This is a genomic window from Arthrobacter sp. Y-9, assembly GCF_029690065.1.
Lineage (GTDB): Bacteria > Actinomycetota > Actinomycetes > Actinomycetales > Micrococcaceae > Arthrobacter_E.
Map to the genome: position 1 here is coordinate 2277190 of NZ_CP121463.1, position 13897 is coordinate 2291086.

The following is a 13897-nucleotide window of genomic DNA, read 5'->3' on the forward strand; positions in this document are numbered from 1 at the left end:
GCGGCGCCTGCTCATCGCTGAGGGGACGCCGCCTGCGGCTGGTGAGTTGTCCTTGCCAAGCTTACGCTTTGCGGACGGCTTCGGTGATGGCTGCGCCGATCTCGCTCGTGGTGCGCGGGGCACCCGTGCGGGACTCGACGTCGGCCGCCACGGCCGTCTCAATGCGCCGGGCCGCCTCGTGGTGGCCCAGATGATCGAGCAGGAGCGCGGCGGAGAGGATGGCCGCCGTGGGGTCCGCCTTCTGCTGGCCGGCGATGTCGGGCGCCGAGCCGTGCACGGGTTCGAACATGGACGGTGCGGTGCGGTCCATGTTGATGTTCCCGGACGCCGCCAGGCCGATGCCACCCGTGACGGCAGCGGCGAGGTCGGTGAGGATGTCACCGAAGAGGTTGTCCGTGACGATCACATCGAAGCGGCTGGGATCGGTCACCAGGAAGATCGTGGCCGCGTCGATGTGCAGGTAATCGTGGCTGACCTCAGGGAACTCCTGGGCGACAGCCTCCACGGTGCGCTTCCACAAGTGCCCGGCGAACACCAGGACGTTGTGCTTGTGCACCAGGGTGACCTTCTTGCGGGGGCGCTGGCTGGCACGCCGGAAGGCGTCCTGGACCACGCGCTCGACGCCGTAGGCCGTGTTGAGCGAGACCTCGGTGGCCACCTCCTGCGGGGTTCCCGTGCGGAGGGAGCCACCGTTGCCCACGTAGGGGCCTTCAGTGCCTTCGCGGACCACGACGAAGTCGATCTCCCCCGGGTTCGCCAGGGGGCTGCCCACCGTGCCGTACAGGCGGGAGGGACGCAGATTCACGTAGTGGTCCAGGGAGAAGCGCAGCTTGAGCAGCAATTCACGCTCGATCAGGCCTGACGGGATGCGGGTGTCGCCCGGCGCGGCGCCGATGGCTCCGAACAGGATGGCGTCCCGTGTCTTGAGGTCCTCCAGCACGGATTCCGGCAGGGTCTCGCCGGTCTCGAGCCAGTGCTGCGCGCCCAGCGCGTAGTGCGTGGGCGAGACCTGAACGCCGTCACGTTCGACGGCGGCGGTGAGCACGGCGAGCGCCTCAGCGGTGACTTCGGGTCCGATGCCGTCGCCGGGGATGACTGCCAGATCAATGGTGCTCGTGCTCATGGTTCCACAGTGCCAGAGCATCCAGAATATGGTCAACGCATCTCACATCGTGGACGGGGCTCCTGAGGGAGCCGCCGCGCCCCGGAATTCCGGCCCGGATTTCGGCCCCAGGTTTCCGACCCAGGGTTGAGGACGCTGCCGGGGTGGTGGCATAAGGTCGGGAACGATGGAATTCTGGCAGCGCATCACCCATTGGACCCACCGGCACCACTTCATCGTGGACGTGATCGTGGCGGTCCTCGTCATTCTCGGCGTGGAGTCCATCTACCTGCTGTCGATGGTCACCTCGCCGGACCCGGGCGATCCGATGTACACGAGCAGGATCTGGGGCGCCATCCTGAGCCTCCCTATGCTCGCGACCCTGGCCTGGCGCCGGACCCGGCCGCGGATCGCGATGTGGACCCTCGCGGTGCTCTGTCTCGCGAGCCTGGGGATCGAGTACGACCTGGCCGGAGGCATCCTCGCCGTCCCCTTCATCATCTACGCCGCGGCGGCGTACGGCCGGCGCTGGGACGGCCGCTTCGCCCTGATCCTCGGCCTGCTCGGCGGTGTCCTGCTCCCCGCCAAGATCCTCGCGCAGAACGTGAACGACTTCTCCCGGGGCGAGATCTTCGGCGTCGCGATGGCCGCGGTCACCCTGTGGCTCGTCGTCCTCTTCTGTTGGACCCTCGGCGCCCTCACCCGGGCACGCCGCATCAGGATCCAGGCGCTGGAGGACCGGGCCCGGCGGCTGGAGATCGAGAACCAGCAGGAACGCGCCCTGGCCGCGGCGGACGAGCGGGCGCACATCGCCCGGGAGATGCACGACATCGTGGCCCACTCCCTCTCGGTCATCATCACCCAGGCCGACGGCGGCCGGTACGCCGCGGTGGCCGATCCGGAGATGGGCCGCAAGGTGCTGGAGACGATCGCTCAGACCGGCCGCTCCTCGCTCGCCGAGATGCGCAGGCTCCTCGGAGTGCTCCGGCAGGAAGAGGACACGGAGTACCGTCCCCAGCCCGGGCTCGAGGACATCCCGCATCTGGTGGCGGACATGCGGGCCAGCGGGCTCGTCGTCGCGCTTCAGGAGGAAGGCGCGCCGCGCTCGGCGCTGCCCGCCGGTGCGGGGCTGACCGCCTACCGGCTGGTCCAGGAGGCGCTCACCAATTGCCTCAAGCATGCCGGGCCGGCCGCCTCCGTCGACACCACGCTGCGCTGGAGCGGCAAGGGCCTGCACCTCACGGTCAAGGACGACGGCCGCGGAGCCGCCGCCGATCCGCCGTCGGCCGGCGGCGGCAACGGGCTGCGCGGGATGGCCGAGCGTGTGGCACTCTACGATGGAAAGGTCACGGCGGGCCCCGCTCCCGGCGGAGGATTCACCGTGGAAGCACTGATCCCCTATTCGGAGGCCTGACCATGCAGGAACCCACCCCCATCCGCGTCGCGCTGGTTGATGACCAGCAGCTGGTCCGTTCGGGCTTCAGCATGCTCATCAACTCCCAGTCGGATCTGAGTGTGGTGGCCGAGGCGTCCAACGGTCTCGAGGCACTCCAGAACCTTGCGGCCACCACGGCCGACGTGGTCCTCATGGACGTGCGCATGCCGGGCATGGACGGGATCGAAGCCACCCGACGGCTGCTGGAGGACTCGTCCCGCCAGAACCCCGGTTCGCAGCGCGCCGGCCTCAAAGTCGTGGTCCTGACCACCTTCGACCTGGACGAGTACGCACTCGAAGCCATCCAGGCCGGCGCCAGCGGATTCCTCCTGAAGGACGCGCCCCCGGAGGAGCTCCTGGAAGCCATCCGGACCGTGCACCGCGGCGACGCCGTGATCGCACCCTCCACCACCCGCAGGCTCCTGGACCACGTGGCGCCCTTGCTCCGCAACAGCCCCCAGGCCCGCGGCAACCACCAGGAGGAGCTCGATTCCCTCACGCCCCGTGAGCGCGAAGTGTTCGAGATGATCGCCGCGGGCGATTCCAACCCGGAGATCGCCGCCCGTCTGTTCGTCTCCGAGGCCACCGTCAAGACCCATGTGGGGCACGTGCTGGCCAAGATGCAGGCCCGGGACCGCGTCCAGCTGGTCGTCATGGCCTACGAGGCGGGAGTGGTCACCCCGGGCGTGGGCTGACCCTGGTCGGAGACGTGCCGTCGGAAGCTCATCCCCCGGTATGAGCCCGCCGGTCCCGAAAGGCAGACCCTGGCCCGATCCGCCGGAGCGGCGCCGCGCCATAGCGTGGAAGCATGACCACCACAACGCACCAAGTCCCTTCCCCAGGTTCGCCTTCAGGGGCCACGAACCTGGCCGTCAGCGCCCGTCATCTCGTGAAGAACTACGGCAAGGGCGAAACCGCCGTGGCCGCCCTGCGCGACGTCAGCATCGACTTCGCCAAGGGCCGCTTCACCGCCATCATGGGCCCCTCCGGCTCGGGCAAGTCCACTCTCATGCACCTTCTCGCCGGCCTGGACACCGCCGACTCCGGCCACATCCACCTCGGCGACACCGAGATCACCGGCCTGAACGACACCCAGCTCACGACCCTGCGCCGTGAGAACGTCGGCTTCGTGTTCCAGGCCTTCAACCTGGTCCCCACCCTCACCGCGGAGCAGAACATCCTGCTCCCCATCGAACTCGCGGGCGGCAAGGCCGACCTCGAATGGTTCGACTTCATCGTGGGCGTCCTCGGCCTGAAGGACCGGTTGAAGCACCGCCCGCACGAGCTCAGCGGAGGCCAGCAGCAGCGCGTCGCCGTCGCACGCGCCCTCCTGACCCGTCCGCACGTCCTCTTCGGCGACGAGCCCACCGGAAACCTGGACTCCCGCTCCGGCGCCGAGGTCCTCTCGCTCCTGCGCCGCAGCAGCAAGGAACTGGGCCAGACCATCATCATGGTCACCCACGACCCGGTGGCAGCGAGCTACGCGGACCGCGTCATCCTGATGAGCGACGGCCAGGTGGTGGGACAGATCGAGGAGCCCACCGCCGAGTCCGTCCTGGCCGCCATGAGCGAGCTGGGGGCCTGATGCTGCGCGTCGCACTCTCCCAATTGCGCACCCACGGGCGGCGCTTCATCGCCGTGGGCCTGGCCATCATGCTCGCGGTGGCCTTCCTGGTCAGCACCCTCCTGGTGTCCTCCAGCACGAAGGCGTCCCTGGCCGCCAGCCTCGGTGAGAGCTATCACCGAGCCGGTCTGGTGGTGGCCCCGGTCAAGAGCAACGAGAACTTCACCGCTCAGGACGTCAAGAACCTGACCACCGTGCCCGGCGTCGAAACCGTCTACGGTCAGTCCAATGCCATGACCCTGGTGGACGGCCACAACGCCTCCTTCCTGGGCATGGTCCAGAACTCCGCCCCCGCCGAACTGGAATCCGCGCGGACTCGCTCGGGCCATCTCCCCGGCGGCACCGGCGAAGTGGCCGTCGACGCCAGCACGGCCGGGCAGTTCCGGCTCAGCGTCGGATCCGTGCTGAAGCTTCAGCCGGCCGGCGCCGCGGAAGACGGCGCGGGAGCGGGCAAGCCCGAGCCGATCACTCTGAAGGTCTCCGGCATCCTGGAACCGAGCTCAGATCCGCTGCGCGGGAGCTTCGCTCAGCTCCTCGCGCCCGCCTCCGTGGTCTCACAGCTCTCGGGCGGTGAGGACCGCGTGTCCATGATCCAGCTCAAGCTCGCCCCCGGCGCCGACGTCGGCCAGATGAAGGAGAAGGCCTCCAAGGCTCTTGCTTCCGGCCCCGTGGCCGCATCCGTCCGGACACCGGAGGAGGCCGCCGTCGCGCAGGTCCAGCAGTTCACGGACGGCCAGGATCAGCTGACCGTCGTGCTGCTCGCCTTCGCGGTGATCGCCCTGTTCGTCTCCGCTCTGGTGGTGTCCAACACCTTCTCGGTGATCATCGCCCAGCGCACCCGCGAACTCGCCCTGCTCCGCTGCATCGGCGCGACGCGGTCTCAGATCCGTTCCTCCGTGCTCGTGGAAGCGGCGATCGTGGGCCTCGTGTCCTCGGTGGTCGGCGCCCTGGCAGGTGTCGGCGTGATGGCCGGGCTGATCGCCCTGGCCAAGACGGACCCGACCCGGTCCTTCGCCACCCTCGCCGTCGATCCGCTGGCCCTCGTGGCGGGCGTGCTCGTCGGAGTGATCATGACCTTCATCGCGGCCCTGGTGCCCGCCCGGGCCGCGACGCGTGTCGCCCCGCTGGCTGCCCTCCGCCCGCTCGACGACGCCTCGCTCAGCAACCGCCGCGGCCGGGTCCGTCTGGTGATCGGCTTCATCCTGCTCGTCATCGGCATGCCGATGCTGCTGGGCGGCGCCTGGATGAACAGTCTCCTCGTGGCTCTTCCCGGCGGTCTGCTGACCTTCCTGGGCGTCCTGTTCTGCGCCGGACTCTTCATCCCCGGCGCCGTGCGCACCGTGGGCCGGCTCGCCCGGCCGAGCGGAGTCCCCGGTCGGCTCGCGGCCCTCAACGCGGTCCGCAACCCCGCCCGCACCTCCGCGACGGCGTCGGCGCTGCTCATCGGCGTGACGCTCGTGACCATGATGATGGTGGGGGCGGGGTCCGCCAAGGCTGCCCTGGGACAGGGCCTTGCCGAACGGTACCCCGTGGACATCAGCGTCAGTTCACCCGCCGGACCGGCCGTGGGTCAGCAGGGACCCTCCTCCAAGGGCTTCACCCCGGCCTCGGCCCAGAGCGTCGCCGGTCTGAAGGGTGTCGCGGCGACCGCGATGCTGGTCACCGCGGGGAATGTCGTTGACACCTCCGAAGGCGCCAACGGATCTCAGATGACCGTCTACGCGGTGGATCCGAGCGCAGCCCGCACGGTGCTCAACGACCAGAACCGGCAGCCCCAGAACGGGACGCTCCTGGTGTCGCGCACCGGACCCAAGGGTCCCGTGACCGTGAACGGCCCGCGCGGCAAGATCGTGCTCGAGGCCATCCGCACCAGGACCGATGAGATGGTCCCGGTCATGACGCTCGACGACGCCCGCGCCATCAACAACGCCCTTCCCACCAGTGGGGAACGGCTCTGGGTGAAGCTCAATGCCGACGTGCAGGCCAGCGACATCCGCGGCGTGGTCAACACGATCGCCACGACCCTGGACGTCCCGGCCGCCTACGTGAGCGGGGCCGTCATGGAACGGGCCGCGTTCGAAGAGGTCATCAATGTCATGCTCCTCGTGGTCACGGCCCTGCTGGCGGTGGCGGTCTTCATCGCGCTGATCGGTGTGGCCAACACGCTGAGCCTGTCCGTCCTGGAACGCACCCGGGAGAACTCGCTCCTCCGGGCGCTCGGTCTGACGCGGCGCCAGCTCCGGCTCATGCTGGCCCTGGAAGCAGTCCTGATCGCGGGCGTCTCGGCACTCCTCGGTGTGCTGCTGGGCGGAGCGTTCGGCTGGCTCGGCGCGAAGTCCGCCCTCGGCGTGATGGGTCCCGTCCCCTTCGACGCCCCGTGGCTGGGTGTCGCCGGGGTGCTGCTGGTGGCCATCGTGGCGGCGCTCCTCGCCTCCATCGTCCCGGCACGGCGTGCGGCACGCCTCTCCCCCGTGGAAGGTCTCGCCGTGAGCTGACCCGCTCCGAGCGTCGGGGCTCCCCCCTGACGCGAGAGAACAGCTGAGGCCCGGAAAACCATGTTTTCCGGGCCTCAGCTGTTCCTTCGTGAAGGACGAGAAGGCGATCAGGCCTCTTCGGGCTCCTCATACTTGGGGAAGACGGGAGCCGGGGCGGGCAGGGCCGTGCCGGTCACCAGTCGCGTCGGAAGCGCCGCGAACAGACGGCTCTCCTCGGATTCCTGGCCGAGCAGGTCGAGCACCTTGCCCGCGGAGGCGGGCATGACGGGCTGGCTCAGGATCGCGACCTGGCGCAGCACCTCCAGCGTCACGTAGAGCACGGTGTTCATGCGGGCCGGGTCGGTCTTGCGCAGGACCCACGGCTGCTGCTCGGCGAAGTACGCGTTGCACTCCCCCAGCACGTGCCACATGGCCTCCAGGGCCCGCGAGAACTGCTGCTCCTCGAACTCAGCCCGCACGGTTCCGAGCAGCGCGTCCGCCTGCGCCAGCATGGCCTCGTCCGCGGCGGTGAAGTCGCCGGGGACCGGCACGGCGCCGTCGCAGTTCTTCGCCACCATGGACAGCGACCGCTGCGCCAGGTTGCCGAAGTTGTTGGCCAGATCAGCGTTCATGCGGCCCACGATCGCGTCATGGCTGTAGCTGCCGTCCGCGCCGAACGGCACCTCCCGCAGGAAGAAGTAGCGCACCTGGTCCAGGCCGTACTGCGCCACGAAGTCCGCCGGCGCCACCACATTGCCCAGCGACTTGGACATCTTCACGCCGTTGTTGTGCAGGAAGCCGTGGATCATCACGCGCTTCGGCAGCGGCAGCCCGGCGCTCATGAGGAACGCCGGCCAGAAAATCGCGTGGAATCGCGAGATGTCCTTGCCGATCACGTGCACATCGGCGGGCCAGAACCGCTGGAACTTCTCGCTGGACTCGTCCGGGAACCCGACGCCGGTCAGGTAGTTGGTCAGCGCATCCACCCAGACGTACATGACGTGCTTGTCATCGCCCGGGACGGGAACGCCCCAGTCGAAGGTGGTGCGGCTGATGGAAAGATCCTCGAGCCCGCCCTTGACGAAGCTGATGACCTCGTTGAACCGGCCGCGCGGGTAGCCGAACTCCGGCTGCTCCTCGTAGAGCGCCAGGAGCTTCTCCTGGTACTGGGAGAGCCGGAAGAAGTAGCTCTCCTCCTCGGTCCAGGTCAGCTCGGTGTCCGTGGCCTTGGAGTAGCGCTTGCCGTCTTCGCGGAGCTCGGTCTCGTCCTCGCCGTAGAACGCTTCGTCACGCACCGAGTACCAGCCCTCGTACTTGCCGAGGTAGATGTCGCCGTTGGCCTCCATGCGGCGCCAGATCTCCTGGCTCGCCGCGTAGTGGTCCTCGTCCGTGGTCCGGATGAAACGGTCGTAGCTGATGCCCAGCTCGGCGTGCGTGGCCTTGTAGATCTCCGCGTTGCGGTCCACGAGCTCCTGGGGCGTGATGCCTTCCTTCTCGGCTGCCTGCGCGATCTTCATGCCGTGCTCGTCCGTGCCGGTGAGGAACATGACGTCGAAGCCGTCCAGCCGCTTGAAGCGGGCCATCGCGTCCGTGGCGATGTACTCGTAGGCGTGTCCGATGTGCGGGACGCCATTCGGGTACGTGATGGCCGTGGTCAGGTAGTAGGACGGCTTCTGCTGCGTCACGGTGTGTTCTCTCCTGCTGTGCGTGCGGGGCGCTGGGCGGTGATCAGTTGAGCTCGGTCATCGTGTCGGACACGCGGATGAGCTCGTGGTCGTGCGAGGCGACCAGGACCGAGATGCCGTCCTTGGTGGTGTCCTTGAGGATGCCGATGATCTTGTTGGCCGCGGCGCGGTCCAGGCTGGCGGTGGGTTCGTCGACCACCAGCACGCGGGTGCCGAGGATCAGCGCGCGGGCGATCGCCACGCGCTGGCGCTCACCGCCGGACAGCTGGGCCGGACGGTGCTTGATGCGCTTGCCGAGACCGACCAGCTCCAGCAGGTCCTTCGCGGCTTCGGTGCGCTGTTCCACCTCGCCATCCGGGACGGCGGGCAGCAGCACGTTCTCCAGGGCGCTCATGCCCTCGATCAGGGCGCCGCCCTGGTCCACATAGCCGATGAGCGCGCGACGGCGGTCGGCCACCTCGTCATCGTTCATCGCGTCGAGCGGTGCGTCCTCCCAGAACACGCGGCCGCTCGTGGGCAGCGTCAGGCCTGCGCTCACGGTCAGGATGGACGTCTTGCCGGAGCCGGAGCGGCCTGCGACGCAGTGCATCTCACCGGCGTCGAGGTCCATGGTGAAATTCTCGACCACGGTGACGCGCTCGGCGCCGTTGCGCTCCCCGCCGTAGCGGATGGTGACATCCTCCAGGCGCAGCGGGGTCTCGTGGTCGGCCACCTTGATGATGGTGTTCGCACGGGTCTGGAGTTCGGTGCCGTCCACGGCGGACTGCTCCACGCTCACGGTGTTCTCCTGGTCCTGGGTCGGGGCGGGGCGCTCTTCGGCGCGGCGGTTCTTCCGGGATTCCGGTTCAATGGTCATCGAATGATCCTTGTCGCTACGGGAACCCACACCACGACGGCGAGCAGACCGGCCAGGCCTGCCCAGACAGCCGCGTAGGGGGCGAGGAAAATACCCAGGAGCGCGGCACCCAGCACGCCGATGGGGAGGGCGTACAGGCCCACGAGGGCGTGTTCGAAGAAACGGACCTGACGGAGCATGTCAGGGTTCCAGCCCATCGCATTGAGCACGCCGATCTGTTCGCGCTTGGCGCCCAGTTCGAAGCGGCCCGTCACGATGGTCAGGAACAGCCCCACGACCGCGCCGGCCACGGCCAGGATGATGGCCGGGAGGACGATGCTCCCCGCCGCCAGGCCGCCCAGGGCGGAGGCGCCGGCTGCTCGCGGGATGTCCACGAGGACCGAGACGAGCGCGCCGACCGCCGCGCCGAAGACGCCGACCGCGACGGCCAGGGCCAGGGTGTTGAAGCGGTGGGTCTTCAGCTGACGGTTCGCGAAGGTCAGCGGCGAATCGATCGTGATGAGGCTGGAGTCGTCCACGACCTCCTGGTCGACCACGTGGTGGTGGCGCAGCTGACGCACCGCCAGCCAGGCCGCGACCGCGTAGATGACCAGGACGAGCAGCGAGACGATCGCGGTGGCGAGGTTCCAGCTCAGGACGCTGAGGATCAGGCCTGCTGCGGCCAGCGCCGCGGCGCCCACGCCGAACTCCTGGAGGACCCACTTCCTGATCTGCTTCTGGTTCCAGCCCATGGCCCGCAGGATGCCTGCGTCGCTCCGGCGCTTGCGCACATAGCTGACAGTGGAGGCCGCGGTCAGCAGGGTGGCGCCCAGCAGGGCGAGGAAGAGGAGCATGATGTTGGTCCCGGAGAGCGAGCTGCTCACCGCGGCCGCGGCATCCTGGCGGACCCACGACTGCTGGACGGTTCCGAGGGCCTGCTCGGCGCCGGAGGCGTCCTTGCTGTAGCCCGGGACGAAGATGTTGGCGTCCTCACGGGCGGAGCCGGAGACGACGGTGGCCTTGAGGCCGAGGGCGCGGATCTGGTCGGCGAGCTTGGCGATATCGCCGCCGGCCTGACGCCAGCCACCCTCCGCCTTGGCGCGCACGCGGATGGCGTCCACGACGTCGGCGTCCTTGGTGTAGCCGCGGGCGGCGGCCAGGCCGTAGTAGTCCGTGATCGCACCGGCGGACTGGCTGACCAGACCCGTGGCGCTCAGACTCGGCTTGAGGGCCTTCGAGCCGGCGTCGCCGCCCGAGGCGTCCTTCGCAAGGCTGAACGGCACGGGATCGTAGCCGCCGAGCGGCAGGCGGTTGATGTCGCCCGCGGCCTTCTGGACCGCGGCGGGGTCGAAGGTGCCGTAGACGATGGGCAGCGGGGTCGCCTTGGCGTCGCCGCGGGCCACGTCCTTGCGGTAGGAGCGGTCCTGGACCGGCTTGCGCTGGCCCTGATCCACGGCCGTGCCGTCGAGGGCGCGTTCCGGGAGGCTGTTGACCGTGACCCAGTCACCGGGGACGGCCTGCTTCTCCTCGGAGCCGTTGGCCTCGGTGCTCTTGGCGGAGTAGTCCGGCGCGGCCGCGAACTGGGTGCTCCAGGTGGCGGGGTCGTACAGACCGGACGCGAAGCTGGACGTGGAGCCCAGAAGGTCGGAATGGTCCGTCCCGCCCGGCCACTGCAGCACGAACGGGGACTTGGAGACGAATGGGAGGTAGCCGTCACCGAGGTTCTTGGAGACGGTGCCGACCTCCTTGCTGACGTTGCCGGCGTCGTCGAGCTCTTCGATCTTGACGTTGTACTTGACGTCCAGGTTGGTGCCCTGGCGCACCACCAGCGGGATGGCCTGGGAGTCGTCGGTGATCTGCTTGCTGCGCACGCTCGCCTCGTACTGCATGAGCGTGGGGGCCCAGTACTTCAGGCGGACGCCCAGGAAGTCCGGCCCGTCCTGGATGTCCTGCTGGGACATGCCGGACGAGAGCTTCTCCTGGAAGAAACGGCCGATGGCGCCGGCGTTGCGGCCGTCCGCAGGCGGAGCCTTCTCGAGCGGCGCGAGGAACGCGCCGGCCTCGCCGAGCAGGGCGCGCTCGGCAGTCGGGTCCACGGCCACCACGGATTCGCTGATCTCCGGTGCCAGCGGCAGCGCGATGTTGGCGTTGAAGAGAGTGTGGGTGGAGGTGCCTGCGGGGGCGGGGAACTTGATGCCCGTCTCGCCTTCCGGAGCCTGGATCTGCACGGACTTGCCGCCGGCGACCGTGGTCTGGACGACCTTGGCCTTGCCGAGCGTCCCTTCGCCCACGGTGCTGAACAGCTGCCGCTCGGTCACCCCGTCCGAGCTCGTGGCGCTGGCCGTGATCCGGTACTTCGTCGCCTTGTCCGGGAGCACGGACTCGGCCTGCGGCCACTTCGAGCCGTCGGTGGAGCCGGGGGTGCTGGTCTGCTGCAGCCCCACCAGGCCCGAGTTGTACCCGAGGTAGTCCATCGCCCGCAGCTGCGGGGCTTCGAGGTTCTGCGTCACGCGGGACACCAGCGAGATGGGCGCGGCGACCGCGGTGCCGTCCATCTGACGGATCTTGTCCAGCTGATCGAAGCTGATCCCGCCCTGGCCGGTCACGATGTCCGGCTGCATGAGCTTGCCCTCGCCCTGTCCCGGCGCCTGCACCAGGATGTCGTAGAGGCCGCGGGAGTTCTGGTCCACGGTCTTGACCAGAGCCGCCTGTGAGCTGCTCTGGACCAGGACGGACAGCGCCATGGTCGCGATCAGGATGGTCGCGGTCAGCAGCAGCACGCGGCTCCTGATGAACCGTTCAACGGCGTTCATTGCACTCCTGGGGTGAGGGAACGGGAGAGGGCTGCACTGCAGACATGGCTTCGCCCACGCTCCGACGGGGTGGTTCAAGACTTCGGGCCGGCCTGCCGACCGCTGCGACGCTCAAAAGCGCCATAGCTATTGTAGGCAGACCGGCCCGGGTTCCCGGGACCCTCGGTCCCGTCAGTGTGGCCTTACGACTCGAGGTCGACCTCACGCACGGCGTTGGCGCCCACGCCCGCCTTGATGGCGTCGAGGACCTGCTGCGGCACGGAGGAATCGACCGTCAGCAGGGCCAGGACGTCGCCGCCTTCGGCGCTGCGCGCCACCTGCATGCCGCCGATGTTGATGTTGTTCATGCCCAGGATGTGGCCGATGGTGCCGACGACGCCGGGACGGTCCTGGTAGCTGACCACGATCAGGTGATCGGTGATGGGGATCTCGATGTCGAAACCGTTGACGCCCACGAGCTTCTCGACCTGCTTCGGACCCGTCAGGGTGCCGGACACCGTGATCTGCGAACCGTCGCTCAGCGCGCCGCGGAGGGTCAGCACATTGCGGTAGTCCTCGGCGTTCTCGGTGGTGATCAGGCGGACGTTGATGCCACGCTGCTCGGCGATCACCGGGGCGTTGACGTAGGAGACCTGCTCGGAGACGACGTCGGCGAACACACCCTTCAGCGCGGACAGCTCGAGGACCTTGACGTCCAGGGCAGCGATCTCACCGGCCACCTCGACGTCGATCTGGGTCACCGAGTCGTGCGTGAGGGCGGTGAAGATCCGGCCGAGCTTCTCGATCAGCGGGATGCCCGGGCGGACGTCGGAGTGGATGACGCCGCCGGCCACGTTGACCGCGTCGGGGACGAGCTCTCCGGCCAGGGCCAGACGGACCGACTTCGCCACGGAGATGCCGGCCTTCTCCTGGGCCTCCGCGGTGGACGCGCCGAGGTGCGGGGTGACGACCACGTTGTCCAGACCGAAGAACGGCAGGTCCGTGGAGGGCTCCTTGGAGAACACGTCGATGCCGGCGCCGGCGATCTTGCCGGCCACGAGCGCCTCGTGCAGGGCGGTCTCGTCGACCAGGCCACCGCGGGCGACGTTGACCACGTACGCGGTCTCCTTCATCTTCTCGAAGGCGTCCGCGCCGAGCATGCCCACGGTCTCGGGGGTCTTCGGCATGTGGATGGTGATGAAATCGGACTGCGCCAGGAGCTCGTCCAGGGTCACGAGCTTCACGCCGAGCTGTGCGGCGCGGGCCGAGGTGACGTAGGGGTCGTAGGCGAGGATCTCGGTGCCGAAGGCCTGGAGACGGGCGGCGACGAGGGCGCCGATGCGGCCGAAGCCGATGATGCCGATCTTCTTCTCGAACAGCTCGGTGCCCGAGTACTTGGAGCGCTTCCACTCCCCCGCCTTGAGGGCGCCGCAGGCCTGCGGGATGTGGCGGGCCAGGCTGAGGATGTGGCCGACCGTGAGTTCGGCGGCGGAGATGATGTTCGAGGTGGGCGCGTTGACCACCATGACACCGGCCTGAGTGGCGGCCTTGATGTCGACGTTATCCAGGCCGACGCCGGCACGGGCGATCACCTTGAGGTTCGGCGCGGCAGCGATGGCTTCGGCGTCCACCTGCGTGGCGGAGCGGACCAGGATGGCGTGGGCGTCGGCCAGGGCCGGCAGGAGCTGGGAACGGTCGGCGCCGTCGGTCTGCCGGATGTCGAAATCCGGTCCCAGTGCCGCCACGGTGGCAGGCGATAGTTCTTCGGCAATGAGTACTACGGGCTTGGTGTCTGTCACCGGTGACCTCTTTGTGGCGATCGATACTGCAGTGGCTTGTCTCAGGTGTCCTGAGCGTGGAATCGCCGGACCCGCACAGTGTGCGGGCCCGGCGTCCTTGCTTCACACGCCTGCCACCGAGATTACTGGCTCGGTGCGGCGTGCCGGGAAT

General features: G+C 68.7%; 9 protein-coding genes. 4 read left to right on the forward strand and 5 right to left on the reverse strand.

Annotation, left to right across the window (positions count from 1 at the left end; genetic code table 11):
• Positions 1–61 precede the first annotated feature (61 nt).
• The gene (locus P9849_RS10250) at positions 62–1123 is read right to left on the reverse strand and encodes a 3-isopropylmalate dehydrogenase (protein ID WP_278266706.1); all 1062 of its coding nucleotides are present in this window, start codon (positions 1121–1123) and stop codon (positions 62–64) included.
• Positions 1124–1289: 166 nt separating this feature from the next.
• Here P9849_RS10250 and P9849_RS10255 point away from each other — a divergent pair, with 166 nt between their 5' ends.
• From P9849_RS10255 to P9849_RS10270, 4 genes are all read left to right on the forward strand, one after another.
• Positions 1290–2516 carry a sensor histidine kinase gene (locus P9849_RS10255; RefSeq protein WP_278266707.1) on the forward strand — a complete coding sequence of 409 codons (1227 nt, stop codon included), beginning with the start codon at positions 1290–1292 and terminating at the stop codon, positions 2514–2516.
• Positions 2517–2518: 2 nt separating this feature from the next.
• A complete protein-coding gene (locus P9849_RS10260) occupies positions 2519–3232 on the forward strand; it encodes a response regulator transcription factor (protein ID WP_278266708.1) in 714 nt (237 codons plus the stop codon).
• Between the two features lie 113 nt (positions 3233–3345).
• The gene (locus P9849_RS10265) at positions 3346–4122 is read left to right on the forward strand and encodes an ABC transporter ATP-binding protein (protein WP_278266709.1); all 777 of its coding nucleotides are present in this window, start codon (positions 3346–3348) and stop codon (positions 4120–4122) included.
• Positions 4122–6656 (forward strand): ABC transporter permease, encoded by a 2535-nt coding sequence (locus tag P9849_RS10270; protein WP_278266710.1) that lies wholly within the window; start codon positions 4122–4124, stop codon positions 6654–6656. The genes P9849_RS10265 and P9849_RS10270 overlap by 1 nt, the downstream gene beginning before the upstream one ends.
• Positions 6657–6763: 107 nt before the next feature.
• On the opposite strand, the gene metG is transcribed toward P9849_RS10270, so the two are convergent.
• From metG to serA, 4 genes are all read right to left on the reverse strand, one after another.
• Entirely contained in the window at positions 6764–8320 is a 1557-nt protein-coding gene (gene metG, locus P9849_RS10275) for a methionine--tRNA ligase (RefSeq protein WP_278266711.1), read from the reverse strand.
• 43 nt (positions 8321–8363) lie between these two features.
• Entirely contained in the window at positions 8364–9176 is an 813-nt protein-coding gene (locus P9849_RS10280; protein WP_278266712.1) for an ATP-binding cassette domain-containing protein, read from the reverse strand.
• Complete coding sequence (locus tag P9849_RS10285; protein WP_278266713.1) at positions 9173–11968, reverse strand: FtsX-like permease family protein; 2796 nt, start codon at positions 11966–11968, stop codon at positions 9173–9175. The genes P9849_RS10280 and P9849_RS10285 overlap by 4 nt, the downstream gene beginning before the upstream one ends.
• Before the next feature lie 182 nt (positions 11969–12150).
• Positions 12151–13746 (reverse strand): phosphoglycerate dehydrogenase, encoded by a 1596-nt coding sequence (gene serA, locus P9849_RS10290; protein ID WP_066210819.1) that lies wholly within the window; start codon positions 13744–13746, stop codon positions 12151–12153.
• Between the last annotated feature and the right edge of the window lie 151 nt (positions 13747–13897).

Excerpts from the sequence above, each read along its gene's own strand:
- P9849_RS10280 (WP_278266712.1), bottom strand. The coding sequence starts at position 9,176 with ATGACCATTGAACCGGAATCCCGGAAGAACCGCCGCGCCGAAGAGCGC.
- P9849_RS10265 (WP_278266709.1), top strand. The coding sequence starts at position 3,346 with ATGACCACCACAACGCACCAAGTCCCTTCCCCAGGTTCGCCTTCAGGG.
- P9849_RS10250 (WP_278266706.1), bottom strand. The coding sequence starts at position 1,123 with ATGAGCACGAGCACCATTGATCTGGCAGTCATCCCCGGCGACGGCATC.
- P9849_RS10260 (WP_278266708.1), top strand. The coding sequence starts at position 2,519 with ATGCAGGAACCCACCCCCATCCGCGTCGCGCTGGTTGATGACCAGCAG.
- P9849_RS10270 (WP_278266710.1), top strand. The coding sequence starts at position 4,122 with ATGCTGCGCGTCGCACTCTCCCAATTGCGCACCCACGGGCGGCGCTTC.
- P9849_RS10255 (WP_278266707.1), top strand. The coding sequence starts at position 1,290 with ATGGAATTCTGGCAGCGCATCACCCATTGGACCCACCGGCACCACTTC.
- P9849_RS10285 (WP_278266713.1), bottom strand. The coding sequence starts at position 11,968 with ATGAACGCCGTTGAACGGTTCATCAGGAGCCGCGTGCTGCTGCTGACC.